The 14,451-nt window shown below is 71.9% G+C and carries 14 protein-coding genes; 7 read left to right on the top strand and 7 right to left on the bottom strand.

Going from position 1 to position 14,451, the window contains the following annotated elements:
• Positions 1–49 precede the first annotated feature (49 nt).
• The 3 genes from ABTX60_RS09965 to ABTX60_RS09955 all read right to left on the bottom strand — a co-directional run bounded on the left by ABTX60_RS09965 (position 50) and on the right by ABTX60_RS09955 (position 3,618).
• Positions 50–2,449, bottom strand: a complete 2,400-nt coding sequence (locus ABTX60_RS09965) for a Tex family protein (RefSeq protein WP_352096594.1) — start codon at positions 2,447–2,449, stop codon at positions 50–52.
• 99 nt (positions 2,450–2,548) lie between these two features.
• On the bottom strand, positions 2,549–2,674 hold the full coding sequence (locus tag ABTX60_RS09960) for an LPFR motif small protein (protein WP_267889763.1): 126 nt from the start codon (positions 2,672–2,674) through the stop codon (positions 2,549–2,551).
• Positions 2,675–2,748: 74 nt separating this feature from the next.
• Positions 2,749–3,618 (bottom strand): SCO6745 family protein, encoded by an 870-nt coding sequence (locus ABTX60_RS09955; protein WP_352096593.1) that lies wholly within the window; start codon positions 3,616–3,618, stop codon positions 2,749–2,751.
• A 113-nt stretch (positions 3,619–3,731) separates the two neighbouring features.
• On the opposite strand from ABTX60_RS09955, the gene ABTX60_RS09950 reads away from it, so the two are divergent.
• On the top strand, positions 3,732–4,691 hold the full coding sequence (locus ABTX60_RS09950) for a GlxA family transcriptional regulator (RefSeq protein ID WP_352096592.1): 960 nt from the start codon (positions 3,732–3,734) through the stop codon (positions 4,689–4,691).
• A 32-nt stretch (positions 4,692–4,723) separates the two neighbouring features.
• A complete protein-coding gene (locus ABTX60_RS09945) occupies positions 4,724–5,359 on the top strand; it encodes a DJ-1/PfpI family protein (protein WP_352096591.1) in 636 nt (211 codons plus the stop codon).
• On the opposite strand, the gene ABTX60_RS09940 is transcribed toward ABTX60_RS09945, so the two are convergent.
• Positions 5,346–6,101 (bottom strand): enoyl-CoA hydratase/isomerase family protein, encoded by a 756-nt coding sequence (locus ABTX60_RS09940; RefSeq protein ID WP_352096590.1) that lies wholly within the window; start codon positions 6,099–6,101, stop codon positions 5,346–5,348. The genes ABTX60_RS09945 and ABTX60_RS09940 overlap by 14 nt on opposite strands.
• A 218-nt stretch (positions 6,102–6,319) precedes the next feature.
• Between ABTX60_RS09940 and ABTX60_RS09935 the strand changes: the two genes are divergently transcribed.
• Complete coding sequence (locus tag ABTX60_RS09935; RefSeq protein ID WP_352096780.1) at positions 6,320–6,826, top strand: ATP-binding protein; 507 nt, start codon at positions 6,320–6,322, stop codon at positions 6,824–6,826.
• 21 nt (positions 6,827–6,847) lie between these two features.
• On the opposite strand, the gene idi is transcribed toward ABTX60_RS09935, so the two are convergent.
• From idi to galE, 3 genes are all read right to left on the bottom strand, one after another.
• Positions 6,848–7,441 carry an isopentenyl-diphosphate Delta-isomerase gene (gene idi / locus ABTX60_RS09930; RefSeq protein ID WP_352096589.1) on the bottom strand — a complete coding sequence of 198 codons (594 nt, stop codon included), beginning with the start codon at positions 7,439–7,441 and terminating at the stop codon, positions 6,848–6,850.
• A 311-nt stretch (positions 7,442–7,752) separates the two neighbouring features.
• Positions 7,753–8,691: a cation diffusion facilitator family transporter gene (locus ABTX60_RS09925; RefSeq protein WP_352096588.1), complete on the bottom strand. Its 939-nt coding sequence runs from the start codon at positions 8,689–8,691 to the stop codon at positions 7,753–7,755.
• A gap of 146 nt (positions 8,692–8,837) precedes the next feature.
• Positions 8,838–9,809, bottom strand: coding sequence for a UDP-glucose 4-epimerase GalE (galE, locus tag ABTX60_RS09920; protein WP_352096587.1), 972 nt, complete (start codon positions 9,807–9,809; stop codon positions 8,838–8,840).
• 278 nt (positions 9,810–10,087) lie between these two features.
• Here galE and ABTX60_RS09915 point away from each other — a divergent pair, with 278 nt between their 5' ends.
• Genes ABTX60_RS09915 through ABTX60_RS09900 form a run of 4 tightly spaced genes read left to right on the top strand, consistent with a single transcriptional unit; the run spans position 10,088 to position 14,448 of the window.
• A complete protein-coding gene (locus tag ABTX60_RS09915) occupies positions 10,088–11,893 on the top strand; it encodes a DUF5941 domain-containing protein (RefSeq protein ID WP_352096586.1) in 1,806 nt (601 codons plus the stop codon).
• Positions 11,890–12,642 carry a phosphocholine cytidylyltransferase family protein gene (locus ABTX60_RS09910; RefSeq protein WP_352096585.1) on the top strand — a complete coding sequence of 251 codons (753 nt, stop codon included), beginning with the start codon at positions 11,890–11,892 and terminating at the stop codon, positions 12,640–12,642. Before ABTX60_RS09915 ends, ABTX60_RS09910 begins: the two co-directional genes overlap by 4 nt.
• Complete coding sequence (locus tag ABTX60_RS09905; RefSeq protein WP_352096584.1) at positions 12,630–13,691, top strand: iron-containing alcohol dehydrogenase family protein; 1,062 nt, start codon at positions 12,630–12,632, stop codon at positions 13,689–13,691. The genes ABTX60_RS09910 and ABTX60_RS09905 overlap by 13 nt, the downstream gene beginning before the upstream one ends.
• The gene (locus ABTX60_RS09900) at positions 13,669–14,448 is read left to right on the top strand and encodes a CDP-alcohol phosphatidyltransferase family protein (protein ID WP_352096583.1); all 780 of its coding nucleotides are present in this window, start codon (positions 13,669–13,671) and stop codon (positions 14,446–14,448) included. Before ABTX60_RS09905 ends, ABTX60_RS09900 begins: the two co-directional genes overlap by 23 nt.
• Positions 14,449–14,451 lie beyond the last annotated feature (3 nt).

The raw sequence follows: 14,451 nt of genomic DNA, 5'->3' as shown, positions 1-14,451 counted from the left end.
ACCAGCCACAACGGCCCCGCAGCTCCCCACGGCCTCCCCGACGGAACAGTCAGCGCTTACCGCCCTTGGGATCCGCCAGCCCCGCGCGGCGCAGCGCATCGGCCATCGCGCTGTTGGCAGGCGGCGGCGCCTGACGCGAACCGCCACCACCGCCACGGCCCCCACCACGCCCACCCTGCCGCTGCTGCGGCGGACGCCCACCCCGCTGCCGGCGCTCACCGGAGCCCCCGCCCTGGCCCTGCGAAGCAGCCGCCTCGTCCTCCAGACGCAGCGTCAGCGAGATCCGCTTGCGCGGGATGTCGACGTCGAGCACCTTCACCTTGACGATGTCGCCGGGCTTCACCACGTCCCGCGGGTCCTTCACGAACGTCTTCGACATCGCGGAGACGTGCACCAGGCCGTCCTGGTGAACACCGACGTCGACGAACGCCCCGAACGCGGCGACGTTCGTGACGACGCCCTCCAGGATCATCCCGGACGACAGGTCGGAGATCTTCTCCACGCCCTCCTTGAAGGCGGCCGTCTTGAAGGCCGGGCGCGGGTCGCGGCCGGGCTTCTCCAGCTCCTTCAGGATGTCCGTGACGGTGGGCAGACCGAACTTCTCGTCCACGAAGTCCTGCGGCTTCAGCGAGCGCAGCACGCCGGTGTTGCCGACCAGCGAGGCGACCTCCTGCCCCGCGGTCTTCACCATGCGCCGGACCACCGGGTATGCCTCCGGGTGCACGCTCGACGCGTCCAGCGGGTCCTCACCGCCGCGGATCCGCAGGAAGCCCGCGCACTGCTCGTACGCCTTCGGGCCGAGCCGCGCCACCTTCTTCAGCTCGCCGCGTGCCTTGAACGGCCCGTTCTGGTCCCGGTGCGCCACGATGTTCTCGGCGAGCCCGGAGGTGATGCCGGAGACCCGGGCGAGCAGCGGGGCCGACGCCGTGTTGACGTCCACGCCCACGCCGTTCACACAGTCCTCCACCACCGCGTCCAGCGAACGCGACAGCTTCACCTCGGACAGGTCGTGCTGGTACTGGCCGACGCCGATCGACTTCGGGTCGATCTTCACCAGTTCGGCCAGCGGGTCCTGGAGGCGGCGGGCGATCGACACGGCGCCGCGCAGCGACACGTCCATGTCGGGGAGCTCCTGCGAGGCGAAGGCGGACGCCGAGTACACGGACGCGCCGGCCTCGGACACCATCACCTTCGTGAGGTTCAGCTCGGGGTGTTTGGTCATCAGTTCCCCGGCGAGCTTGTCGGTCTCCCGGGACGCCGTGCCGTTGCCGATGGCGACCAGCTCGACCGCGTGCTCCTCGGCGAGACGGGCCAGCTTGGCGATGGCCTCGTCCCACCGGTTGGCCGGGACATGGGGGTGGATGACGTCCGTGGCGACGACCTTGCCGGTCGCGTCGACCACGGCGACCTTCACGCCCGTACGGAAGCCCGGGTCCAGGCCGAGCGTCGCGCGCGTGCCCGCCGGGGCGGCGAGCAGCAGGTCGCGCAGATTCGCCGCGAAGACCCGCACCGCCTCGTCCTCGGCGGCCGTACGCAGCCGCAGCCGCAGGTCGATGCCGAGGTGGACCAGGATGCGGGTGCGCCACGCCCAGCGGACCGTGTCCTTCAGCCACTTGTCCCCGGGGCGGCCCCGGTCGGAGATCCCGAACCTGTGGGCGACGATCCCCTCGTACGAGGAGGGGCCGTCCGTCTGCTCCTCGGGCTCCAGGACGAGGTCCAGGACCTCCTCCTTCTCCCCGCGGAGCATCGCGAGAACGCGGTGCGAGGGCAGCTCGGTGAACGGCTCGGCGAAGTCGAAGTAGTCGGCGAACTTGGCACCCGCCTCCTCCTTGCCGTCCCGCACCTTGGCGGCGAGCCGCCCGCGCACCCACATGCGCTCGCGCAGCTCGCCGATCAGGTCGGCGTCCTCCGAGAACCGCTCGGTGAGGATCGCCCGGGCGCCGTCCAGCGCGGCCTGCGGGTCCGCCACGCCCTTGTCGGCGTCGACGAACGCGGCGGCCGCCGCGAGGGGGTCCACGCCCGGATCGCCGAGCAGCCCCTCCGCCAGCGGCTCGAGCCCCGCCTCGCGGGCGATCTGCGCCTTGGTGCGCCGCTTGGGCTTGTACGGGAGGTAGATGTCCTCCAGGCGCGCCTTCGTCTCGGCGCCCCGGATGCCCGCCTCAAGCTCCTCGGTGAGCTTGCCCTGCTCGCGCACCGACTCCAGGATCGCCGTCCGCCGGTCCTCCAGCTCCCGCAGATAGCGCAGTCGCTCCTCGACGGTGCGCAGTTGCGCGTCGTCGAGCATCTCGGTCGCTTCCTTGCGGTAGCGGGCGATGAAGGGCACCGTGGAACCGCCGTCGAGCAGTTCCACGGCGGCCCTGACCTGCCGCTCTCGTACGCCGAGCTCCTCGGCGATCCTGCCTTCGATGGACACTGCGTTGATGGACCCGTTGGACCCGGGTGTCGTCACGATCCCGTACCGCCTTCTCCGCTGAGGTTGCGCGGCAATTGTGGCAGGTGGCACCGGCACATGGGGATCAGGGCGGCACCCGGCAGGTCGGAATCCGGATCAGGCCCTGCGGGTGGAGGACGAGGCTCCGCCGAACAGCCGGGCCAGGGCCCGGAAGGGCAGGGTCACGACGGTGGCGATGGCACCGCCGATCTGGCGCAGCACGTCTGCGATAGCACGGAACACGAAATTCCCCTTTCTCCACTCCCGGCCGCGCCGGCCGGTGGAGTGCGGGTACCTCGCAGACGCGTCACTATGCGTCACCCTTTGCCGATCAAATCCGCCGGGAAAGCCCCCGCCCCGAGCGCCGCCTGCGCGAACCCCCCGCCCAGCTCGGTCAGCCGGGCCACTCCCTCCGGGCCGAGGTGCTCGTACGGGGCGCGGTCCAGGCGGTCCGTCTCGTCCTCGATCTCCCGGCGCAGGGCCACACCCCGCTCGGTGAGCTCGCCGGAGGCCCCCAGCAGCCCGCGCTCACGCAGCCGGTCCGTCGCCGCGTCCCATTCGTCCCGGCTCCAGCCCCGGGTGGCGCACACCCACTTCGGGGCCATGCCCTTGCCCGTCGCCGTGTGGGTCACCATCGCCTCCAGGCCGTCGAGACCCGCGGACACCAGGACGGCCAGGTGCCCGTCGCCGCGGTGCTCGCGCAGCAGGGTCGCCGCGTGCCAGTAGGCGAGGTGCGCCTCCTCGGGGACGGGCAGGTCGGCGTGTGCCGAGTACAGCGGCCGTGCCGCGCGCGAGCAGGCCTCGGCGGCGCGCAGCGCCAGCCGTGCGGCCTCGGCCATCTCCGCCGACGCCAGGGCCTCCTCGCCGAGCAGGCGGCGCAGTGTCGCGTCGACCGCACGCGTGCGTGCGTCCAGGACCTGTCCCGGGGTGGCGGTCTCCCACACCGCCGGCACGTACCGGGCCACGAGCTCGTGCTTGTAGTTGTAGAAGGCGGCGGTCACGGCCCCGGCCCCGACCGGTCCGAAGGCGGCGGCCCGCACGGCGAAGTTCACGGCACGCGGGTCGGTCACCCCGACGGCCCCCAGCTCGCGCCCGAGGTCGGGGGAGAAGTAGTGCGTCGCGTGCAGCGAGTTGAGCACGGTGTTGCAGCGTCGGCCGGCGCGCGGCTCCAGGGCGGCAGTCGTCATGCCCGGCAGGTTACCAACCGCTTGGTATGTGCTCCAGGGGTGGGCGCCCGTGGCAGGAAAGGTGGGGTACTCGTCCTTGCAGCCGTGCGGACCCCCCGCGAAGAATCGACGGCATGGCCCCCCGCACGGTTCTCGCCGTCCTCTTCGACGGCCTGCAGAGTCTCGACGTCACCGGACCCCCGGAGGTCTTCGCGGGCGCGGACCTGCTCGCTCCGGGCGCGTACCGGATCCGCACGGCCTCGCTCGACGGGGCGCCCGTGCGGACCACCAGCGGCCTGACGCTCGTCCCCGACGAGTCGCTGGCCTCCGCGCCCGACCCGGACGTCCTCCTGGTCCCCGGCGGCACGGGCAGCCTGCGGCCGGACCCGCGCCTGGTCCGCTGGGTGCGCGAGCGCGGACCACGCGTCGAGCGCCTGGTCTCGGTGTGCACCGGTGCCGCCGTGCTCGCCGAGGCGGGCCTGCTGGACGGCCGCCGCGCCACGACCCACTGGGCGTACTGCGACCGGCTCGCCCGCGCCCACCCGGCGGTCGAGATCGACCCCGACCCCGTCTACGTACGTGACGGGCACATCGCCACCTCGGCCGGTGTCACCGCCGGCATCGATCTGGCCCTCGCCCTGGTCGAGGAGGACCTGGGCCGGGACGCCGCCCTCACCATCGCCCGCCACCTGGTGGTGTTCCTGCGCCGCCCCGGCAACCAGGCCCAGTTCAGCGCCCAGCTCGCGGCCCAGACCGCACAGCGCGAACCCCTGCGGGACGTCCAGCGCTGGATCACCGACCACCCGGACGCGGACCTCTGCGTCGACACCCTCGCCGTGCGCGCCCGCCTCTCACCCCGCCACTTCGCCCGCGCGTTCCGCGCCGAGACCGGCATGACGCCGGGCCGCTACGTGGACCGCGTCCGCCTCGAACACGCCCGGCGCCTCCTGGAGGACACCGCCGACGGCATCGAGGAGATCGCCCGCACCAGCGGCTATGGCACGCCCGAGGCCATGCGCCGCGCCTTCGTCAGGACGCTCGGAACGCCCCCGGCCGAATACCGCCGTCGCTTCCGCCCCGCGACCACGCCCTGAACGCCCACGACATCTGCCGAGGAAGGAACTCCATGCAGATCGCCATCGTCCTCTACGACCGCTTCACCGCCCTCGACGCCGTCGGCCCCTACGAGACCCTCGGCCGGCTCCCGGACGCGGAGACCGTCTTCGTCGCCGAGGAGGCCGGCCCCGTGCGGAACGACTCGGGGAACCTCGCGATCACCGCCGACCGCACCCTGGCCGACGTCCCCCGCCCCGACATCATCGTGGTCCCCGGCGGCCCGGGCCCGCTGCCGCTGGCGGCGGACGGCCCCCTGCTCACCTGGCTGCGCACCGCCGACGCCACCAGCACCTGGACGACGTCCGTGTGCACCGGCTCCCTGCTGCTCGCCGCCGCCGGACTCCTCCGGGGCCGCCGCGCCACGTCCCACTGGCTGGCCCTGGAGGAACTGAAGCGCCACGGTGCCGAGCCCACGGGGGAGCGGGTGGTCACCGACGGCAAGTACGTCACGGCGGCCGGCGTCTCCTCCGGCATCGACATGGGACTGACGCTGCTCGGCCGGATCGCGGGCGACGACCACGCACAGCTCGTCCAGCTCGCCGCCGAGTACGACCCGCAGCCGCCCTACGACGCCGGTTCACCCGAGAAGGCTCCCGCACACCTCGTCGAACTGTTCCGCACGCACTCCGGAGTCATCCTGACGTAGGCACGCTCCAGCCGAACCGCGGCTGCCGGCGCTCCAGGAAGGCGGCGACACCCTCCGCGGTGTCGCCGCTCGCGCGCGCCTGCCCGGCCCAGTGCGCGTCCCGGTCCGTACGCCCGTCCGCGAACTCCTTGGCCGCCGCCTGCGTCAGCTGCGAACGGGACGCGAGGATCCGGGTGAACTCGGCGACCCGCTTGCCGAGTTCGCCCCCGGACAGCACCTCGTCCACCAGCCCGGTGCGCAACGCCCGCCGCGCGTCGATCAACTCCCCGGAGAACAGTAGGTACTTGGCGGTGGCCGGCCCCACCAGGGACACCAGCCGCCGGGTCGAGGAGGCCGGATACACGATGCCGAGCTTCGCGGGAGTCACACCGAACAGTGCCCCCTCCTCGGCGAACCGCAGATCACAGGCCGCCGCCAGCTGGGACCCGCCACCCACGCAGTGCCCCCGGATCGCGGCCAGCGTCGGCTTAGGGAACGCGGCCAGCGCCTCCTCGGCCCGCACGGCCAGCCCCTGCGCCTCCTCGGGCGAGCCGCGCAGCGTCGAGATGTCGGCCCCGGCGCAGAACGTGCCGCCCTCGCCGGTCAGCACCAGCGCCCGCACGGCGGGATCGCCCGCGAGCTCCTCCAGCAGCGAGGGGAGGGAGCGCCACATGGCGGCCGTCATGGCGTTGCGCTTCTCGGGATGACGTATGACGACCGTCGCGACCGAGTCGGTCACGCGGTGCTGCAGCTGCGGCTCCATGCGCCGGATGCTATCCGGATGCCAAACCCGTACAACCCGAATAGTTCGCCGAGACGGCACAACAGGGACAGGACCAGTCCCACAACTGACCGTGTCATACGCCAACGGTCAGAAGCGCTCGATACTTGCTGACTTCTGTTCAGTCCCGGGGTGTGAGGCGCATCGTTCCCAACACTCGGTGTGTGGCGACAATCGAGCGCGAGGGTGGCGACCGGACTATGGACGACGACGGGCGCGGGTTCGGTCCGCGCCCAGAGGGCGGCGCGGCGCCCCTCGGCCCGGGGCCCGCGGATCCGCTGCCGTACGAAGGGGTCTGGAGGTTCACCGCACCTGCGGTCGACGCCTCGGTCCCCCAGGCACGGCACGCCGTGCGGGACCTGCTGCTGCGTCAGGGAGTGCCGGTCTCGGACGACCTGGCGCAGGGGCTGCTGCTGATCGTCTCGGAGCTGGTGACGAACGCCGTGAAGCACGCGGCCGTGCTGTCCCCGACGATCGCCGTCGAGCTGGCCGTCGGCGCCGAGTGGCTCCGGGTGTCCGTGGAAGACAACCATCCGTACCGGCCCACCGCGCTGGAGACCGACCACGCCCGCACCGGGGGGCGCGGACTGCTCCTGGTGCGCGAGGTCACCCGGGAGGCCGGCGGTGTGTGCGAGGTCGAATTCACCGCGAGTGGCGGCAAGGTGATCTGGGCCGCCCTGCCGCTCAAACCCGCGCGCTACGCGTGAGGTCCCGTCTCCGGGCCCCGGTCACCAGCCGGCCGACGGGCCCGTCAGCTCCCTGATCGCCGGCCGGGCCGCGTCCAGGACGGTCATGAACCAGGCCGAGAAGGTGTCCTTGGCGTGCCGCTCCGCCAGCTCCGGTGGGGTCACGAACGCCGTCGACGCCACCTCCTCCGGGTTCGGCCGCACCACGGCCTGCACCATGCCGACGAAGAGGTGGTTGTACTCCTGCTCCACCAGGCCGGACTCCGGGTCCGGGTGGTTGTAGCGGACCGTGCCCGCCTCGGCCAGCAGGGACGGGGACGCGCCGAGCTCCTCGAACGTGCGCCGCGCCGCCGCCGCGAAGGGCGCCTCACCGGGGTAGGGGTGGCCGCAGCACGTGTTGGACCACACACCGGGGGAGTGGTACTTGCCCAGCGCGCGCTGCTGGAGCAGCAGCCGGCCGTACTCGTCGAAGAGGAACACCGAGAACGCGCGGTGCAGCTGTCCGGGCGGCTGGTGGGCGGCGAGCTTCTCCGCGGTGCCGATCGTCACGCCGTCCTCGTCGACCAGTTCCAGCAAAATCGCGTCTGCGGTGCCGTTCGACGGGTTGTGCGTCGCGGTGGCAGGTGTGATCGGCATACCCATCCTTCACATCGGTCTTCGCGCCCCAAGTCTGCCGTACGAATCCGGCACTCCCGGCACTTCGCGGCACGCCCGCATGTCCCGCGCTGCGGCGCGGACCGCGGCCGGCACCGGTCGGACGCCGGGACAGGGACCCGGTAGATGATCGTGCCCGGCCCGGCAGGCGGAAAATCGTCGCTGCCGGAGCTGTGGGGCTCAGGGCGCGGGCGTGTGGCGGAGGGTTGCGTTCTCCGGCGCACGTGCAGTGAAGTGCGCCCCACCTGCTCCCGCTCGCCCCGCCTCTCGCACGCACCCGCGGAGCCGCCGGGTCAGTGGCAGAGCCGTGCCTCGTGCTCCGCGTGCCCGCTCGGTTCCAGCTGGAAGGTGCAGTGCTCCACGTCGAAGTGGTCCCCGAGGCAGCCCTGGAGCTCGTGGAGCATCTTCTCGTGGCCCATCGCGTTCAGCACCTCCGAGCTGACGACGACGTGCGCCGACAGCACCGGCATACCGGAGGTGATCGTCCAGGCGTGCAGGTCGTGCACGTCCTCCACACCGTCCGTGGCGAGGATGTGCGACCGCACCTCCGCCATGTCGACGCCCTTGGGGGCGGCCTCCAGGAGCACGGAGAGCGTCTCGCTCAGCAGCTTCCACGTCCGGGGCGCGATCATCAGCGCGATGACGAGCGAGGCGATCGGGTCGGCGGGCTGCCAGCCCGTGAGCATGATCACCACCGACGAGACGATCACCGTCACCGAGCCCAGGGCGTCGGCCGCCACCTCCAGGAACGCGCCGCGCACGTTCAGGCTCTCCTTCTGCCCGCGCATCAGCAGCGACAGCGACACCAGATTCGCCACCAGACCGATCGCACCGAACAGCAGCGCCAGCCGGCCCTCGGTCTCCGCCGGCGTGATGAAGCGCTGGACCGACTCGTACACGACGTAGCCGCCGGCCCCGAGCAGCAGCAGACAGTTGGCCAGGGCGGCGAGGATCTCGGCCCGGGCGTAGCCGAAGGTGGCCCGCTCACTGGGCGGCCGGTTCGCGAAGTGGATCGCGAGCAGCGCCATGCCCAGGCCCAGGGCGTCCGTCGCCATGTGCGCGGAGTCCGCGACGAGCGCCAGGGAGTCTGCCAGGGCGCCGCCGACGATCTGCACGACCACGATGCCGAGCGTGATCGCCAGCGCGACGCGCAGCCTGCCGCGGTACGCCGAGGTCGCCGTACCGCCGGCCCCCGCGCCGTGCGCGTGCCCGTGATCGTGCCCAGCCCCCATGAGAAGTCAGCCTCCTGCGTCTGCCTGATCGTGCTCGGGCACCCCAGTGAACTACGGGGAGGGGGTATGTGCAACGCGGCACTGAACACCGTTGTCATGTGCCCTGACCTGCGGAAACGATGCGCAGGTCAGGGCGCCGCGGGGGGTCACGAGCCGTGGTGCAGCTGCCAGCCCCGCCAGGCCGACTCGGTCATCTCGCGCACCCCGCGCCGGGCGGTCCAGCCGAGCTCGGCGGCCGCCCGGGCGGCCGAGGCCACCGCACGGGGGGCGTCTCCGGGGCGGCGCTCCTCGACGAGCGGAGGCCGGCGGTCGCCGGTGACCTCGCCGATGACCGTCACGAGTTCACGGACCGAGACACCCTCGCCCCGGCCGATGTTGACCGTCAGATCACCCTGGCCGCCGCCCCCGGCCAGTCGCCGGGCCGCCGCCAGATGGGCCTCGGCGAGGTCGGCGACGTGAATGTAGTCACGGATGCAGGTGCCGTCCGGGGTCGGGTAGTCGTCGCCGAAGATCCGGGGCGCCTCGTCGCGCGTCAGCCGGTCGAAGACCATCGGGACGATGTTGAAGACACCGGTGTCCGCCAGCTCCGGCGCGGCGGCACCCGCCACGTTGAAGTAGCGCAGACATACGGTGGAGATCCCGTGCGCCTTTCCCGCGGCCCGCACCAGCCACTCCCCGGCCAGCTTGGTCTCGCCGTACGGGTTTACCGGCGCGCACGGGGTGTCCTCCGTGATGAGGTCCACACCCGGGTCGCCGTACACGGCGGCCGACGACGAGAACACGAAGCGCTCGATCCCGGCCTCGGCGACCGCGTCCAGCAGGGTCGCCAGACCGCCGACGTTCTCCCGGTAGTAGCGCGTCGGCTGCGCGACTGACTCGGCTACCTGCTTGCGCGCCGCGAGATGCACCACGCCCGTCACGCCGTGCTCGGCGAAGACCCGCTTCAGCAGATCCCCGTCCAGCGAGGAGCCCCGCACGAGCGGTACCTCGGCGGGGAGCCGCGCGGGCACCCCGGCCGACAGGTCGTCCAGGGCGAGAACGCGTTCCCCGGCCTCGGTCATGGCCCTGGCCACATGTGCTCCGATATAGCCGGCACCGCCGGTGATCAGCCACGTCATGGTCGCCCACCCTATGCGGCCACGGCCACTGCCTGCGCAATGTCCTCGATGTCCGCTTAAGGGGGCACGGTTTGTGGGGCGGGCCCCGGATCCACGATGATGATCGCGGCAAAGGCTCGTGCGAACCGCGTCGATCCATCCGCCGAACAGGCGGTGAACGTGGCCCTCCCGGCATCCGATAGCCTCTGCCGACACGCCGCCCGGGAGCCACCGGAGAAGGCGCCCCCATCATGTACGTCACCGGCGTCGACGCGCCGGTATCCAGGGAGTGAATTCGGTTGTCGACCGCCATCCTCACCGGCCAGCCGGTCCCCGGATCGTCGATCGAGGCCGACCTGCGGTCCCTCGGGTTCGACCTCCGGACCGCGACCGACGCCGCCGAGGCCGAGACCCTCCTCGCCGAGGTACCCGGCGACGAGCGGGTCGCCCTGGTCGACGCCCGCTTCGTGGGCCACGTGCACGCGCTGCGCCTCGGCCTCACCGACCCCCGCTTCCCGCTCGCCGCGATCCCCGGCGCCGTCACCGCCCAGCCCGCCGGCCGCCAGGCGCTGACCCGGGCGATGGCCCGCGAGAACTCCGCCGGCGGCGGCACCACCGTCGTCGACAGCCTCGCCGACCGCATCCTCGCCGCCCTGGACGCCGACGGCACCGCCGTGCACCGCCCCGAGCTGGGCAGTCTCGTCGCCGCCGTCCCCGCCGACCCCCAGGCCCGCAACGAGGCACGGCAGGCGGTGACCGACGTCGACGACGAGGCCGTACGCCTGAAGTCGGCCGTGAAGGCCCGCGACGGCTTCTTCACCACCTACTGCATCAGCCCCTACTCCCGCTACATCGCCCGCTGGTGCGCCCGCCGCGGCCTGACTCCGAACCAGGTCACCACCGCCTCGCTGATCACCGCCCTCATAGCGGCGGCCTGCGCGGCCACCGGCACCCGCGGCGGCTTCGTCGCGGCCGGCGTCCTGCTGATCGCCTCCTTCGTGCTGGACTGCACCGACGGCCAGCTCGCCCGCTACTCCCTGCAGTACTCCACGCTCGGCGCCTGGCTGGACGCCACCTTCGACCGGGCCAAGGAGTACGCCTACTACGCGGGCCTCGCGCTCGGAGCCGCCCGCGGCGGCGACGACGTGTGGGCCCTGGCCCTCGGCGCCATGGTCCTGCAGACCTGCAGGCACGTCGTGGACTTCTCCTTCAACGAGGCGAACCACGACGCCACGGCCAACACCAGCCCCACCGCCGCACTCTCCGACAAGCTCGACAGCGTCGGCTGGACGGTGTGGATCCGCCGGATGATCGTGCTGCCGATCGGTGAGCGCTGGGCGATGATCGCCGTCCTGACGGCGCTGACCACGCCCCGCATCACCTTCTTCGCGCTGCTCATCGGCTGCGCCTTCGCCGCGACGTACACCACGGCCGGGCGGGTACTGCGGTCCCTGACCCGGAAGGCACAGCGCACGGACCGGGCAGCGAAGGCGCTGGCGGACCTGACGGACTCGGGCCCGCTCGCGGAGCTGGTCTCCAGGCTGCGCAGCCCCCGGGGCAAGATCCTCCCGTACACGCCGGTCCTCGTTGCCGCGGCCGGTGCCGCACTCCTGCTGGTCAACACGATCCTCCACGGAGCCGGGGGAGCGGTCATCACCGCCCCGTTCTACGTGGTGTTCGCCGGATGCGCGCTCATGCAGCCGCTCAAGGGCCCCCTCGACTGGTTGGTCCCCCCGGTCTTCCGCGCCGCCGAGTACTGCACCGTCCTGATCCTCGCGGTCAAGGCGGACGTGACCGGGGCCCTTCCCGCGGCCTTCGGGCTGGTGGCCGCCGTCGCCTACCATCACTACGACACGGTCTACCGCATCCGCGGCGACGCCGGAGCGCCCCCGGCCTGGCTGGTGCGCTCCATCGGGGGGCACGAGGGTCGGACGCTGCTCGTCACCGTCCTCGCCGCGCTGCTCACCGCCTCGCAGTTCAACGTCGCGCTCACGGCACTGGCCGTGGCTGTGGCTCTCGTGGTGCTCGTCGAGAGCATCCGCTTCTGGGTCGGCGCCCATCAGGGTGGCGCACCCGCCGTACACGATGAAGGAGAAACCGCATGATCGGCCTCGTGCTCGCGGCCGGCGCCGGACGGCGTCTGCGCCCCTACACCGACAGCCTCCCCAAGGCACTGGTACCGGTGGGCCCCGCGGGCATAGAAGGCGAGCCCACGGTTCTCGACCTGACTCTCGGCAACTTCGCCGAGATCGGTCTCACCGAGGTCGCGGTCATCGTCGGCTACCGCAAGGAGGCCGTGTACGCGCGCAAGGAGGCCCTTGAGCAGAAGTACGGCCTCAAGCTCACCCTGATCGACAACGACAAGGCCGAGGAGTGGAACAACGCCTACTCCCTGTGGTGCGGGCGTGACGCCCTCAAGGACGGGGTGATCCTCGCCAACGGCGACACCGTCCACCCGGTCTCCGTCGAGAAGACGCTGCTCGCCGCCCGCGGTGAGGGCAAGAAGATCATCCTCGCCCTCGACACGGTCAAGGACCTCGCGGACGAGGAGATGAAGGTCGTCGTCGACCCCGAGAAGGGCATGACGAAGATCACCAAGCTGATGGACCCCGCCGAGGCGACCGGCGAGTACATCGGCGTCACCCTCATCGAGGGCGATGCGGCCCCCGAGCTCGCGGACGCGCTCAAGGCCGTCTGGGAGACCGACCCGCAGCAGTTCTACGAGCACGGCTACCAGGAGCTCGTCAACCGCGGCTTCCGTATCGACGTGGCGCCGATCGGCGACGTCAAGTGGGTGGAGATCGACAACCACGACGACCTCGCCCGCGGACGGGAGATCGCGTGCCAGTACTGACCCGGCTCATCCCCTCGCCGCTGGTCGTGGACATCCGCCCGGGTGCCCTCGAGGACCTGGCGTGCGTCCTCGCCGACGAGCGCATCTCGCACTCCGGCCGCCTCGCCGTGGCCGTCAGCGGCGGCTCCGGCGCCAAGCTGCGCGAGCGCATCTCGCCCAGCATGCCCGGCGCCACCTGGTACGAGGTCGGCGGCGGCACACTCGACGACGCGGTCCGGCTGGCCGGCGACATAAAGGCCGGCCATTTCGACGCGGTCGTCGGCCTCGGCGGCGGCAAGATCATCGACTGCGCCAAGTTCGCCGCGGCACGCGTCGGCCTGCCCCTGGTCGCCGTGCCGACGAACCTCGCGCACGACGGCCTGTGCTCGCCGGTCGCCACCCTCGACAACGACGCGGGCCGCGGCTCCTACGGCGTGCCGAACCCGATCGCCGTGGTCATCGACCTGGACGTCATCCACGAAGCCCCGGTGCGTTTCGTGCGCGCGGGCATCGGTGACGCGATCTCCAACATCAACGCGATCGCCGACTGGGAACTGGCCAACCGTGTCAACGGCGAGAAGATCGACGGACTCGCCGCCGCCATGGCGCGCCAGGCAGGCGAGGCGGTGCTCCGGCACCCTGCCGGGATCGGCGACAACGGCTTCCTCCAGGTACTCGCCGAGGCGCTCGTCCTCACCGGCGTCGCGATGTCGATCTCGGGCGACTCGCGGCCGGCCTCGGGGTCGTGCCACGAGATCAACCACGCCTTCGACCTGCTGTTCCCCAAGCGCGCCGCTTCCCACGGCGAGCAGTGCGGCCTCGGCGCTGCCTTCGCGATGTACCTGCGCGGAGCCCACGAGGAATCGGCGTACATGGCCGAGGTCCTGCGCCGCCACGGCCTGCCCGTGCTGCCGGACGAGATCGGCTTCACGACGGACGAGTTCGTCAAGGCCGTCGAGTTCGCCCCGGAGACCCGGCCCGGCCGCTACACCATCCTCGAACACCTCGACCTGAACACCGAACAGATCAAGGACATCTACGCCGACTATGTCAAGGCCATCGGTAGCTGAACTCCGCCCCGTCGTTCACCCCGCGGGGGTGAAGGACCGGCGCAGCGGTGAGCACTGGATGGGACGCCTCTACATGCGTGAGGTGTCCCTGCGGGTCGACCGCTACCTGGTGAACACCAGGGTCACGCCCAACCAGCTCACCTACCTGATGACCGTGTTCGGTGTGCTCGCGGCCCCGGCACTCCTCGTGCCGGGGATCGCCGGCGCCGTGCTGGGCGTGGTGTGCGTCCAGATGTACCTGCTGCTGGACTGCGTCGACGGCGAGATCGCGCGCTGGAAGAAGCAGTACTCGCTCAACGGTGTCTACCTGGACCGTGTCGGCGCCTACCTGACCGACGCCGCGGTGCTCACCGGCTTCGGCCTGCGCGCCGCCGACCTGTGGGGCAGCGGCCGCATCGACTGGCTGTGGGCCTTCCTCGGCACCCTGGCCGCCCTCGGCGCCATCCTGATCAAGGCCGAGACCGACCTCGTCGGCGTCGCCCGGCACCAGGCCGGGAAGCCGCCGGTCAAGGAGGCCGCCGCAGAGATGCGCTCCTCCGGCATGGCGCTGGCCCGCAAGGCCGCCGCCGCCCTGAAGTTCCACCGGCTGATCCTCGGCATCGAGGCGTCCCTGCTGATCCTCGTGCTGGCGATCGTCGACCAGGCCCGCGGCGACCTGTTCTTCTCCCGGCTCGGTGTGGCCGTCATGGCCGGCATCGCGCTGCTGCAGACCCTGCTGCACCTCGTGTCCATCCTCGCCTCGAGCAGGCTGAAGTGAGCG

This window comes from Streptomyces sp. NPDC126510, assembly GCF_040302345.1.
GTDB lineage: Bacteria > Actinomycetota > Actinomycetes > Streptomycetales > Streptomycetaceae > Streptomyces.
The sequence above is the reverse complement of the archived record's forward strand: the minus strand, read 5'-3'. Positions and strand labels throughout refer to the sequence as shown.

Excerpts from the sequence above, each read along its gene's own strand:
- ABTX60_RS09955 (WP_352096593.1), bottom strand. The coding sequence starts at position 3,618 with ATGACGACTGCCGCCCTGGAGCCGCGCGCCGGCCGACGCTGCAACACC.
- ABTX60_RS09950 (WP_352096592.1), top strand. The coding sequence starts at position 3,732 with ATGGCCCCCCGCACGGTTCTCGCCGTCCTCTTCGACGGCCTGCAGAGT.
- ABTX60_RS09945 (WP_352096591.1), top strand. The coding sequence starts at position 4,724 with ATGCAGATCGCCATCGTCCTCTACGACCGCTTCACCGCCCTCGACGCC.
- ABTX60_RS09940 (WP_352096590.1), bottom strand. The coding sequence starts at position 6,101 with ATGGAGCCGCAGCTGCAGCACCGCGTGACCGACTCGGTCGCGACGGTC.
- ABTX60_RS09935 (WP_352096780.1), top strand. The coding sequence starts at position 6,320 with ATGGACGACGACGGGCGCGGGTTCGGTCCGCGCCCAGAGGGCGGCGCG.
- idi (WP_352096589.1), bottom strand. The coding sequence starts at position 7,441 with ATGCCGATCACACCTGCCACCGCGACGCACAACCCGTCGAACGGCACC.
- ABTX60_RS09925 (WP_352096588.1), bottom strand. The coding sequence starts at position 8,691 with ATGGGGGCTGGGCACGATCACGGGCACGCGCACGGCGCGGGGGCCGGC.
- galE (WP_352096587.1), bottom strand. The coding sequence starts at position 9,809 with ATGACGTGGCTGATCACCGGCGGTGCCGGCTATATCGGAGCACATGTG.
- ABTX60_RS09910 (WP_352096585.1), top strand. The coding sequence starts at position 11,890 with ATGATCGGCCTCGTGCTCGCGGCCGGCGCCGGACGGCGTCTGCGCCCC.
- ABTX60_RS09900 (WP_352096583.1), top strand. The coding sequence starts at position 13,669 with ATGTCAAGGCCATCGGTAGCTGAACTCCGCCCCGTCGTTCACCCCGCG.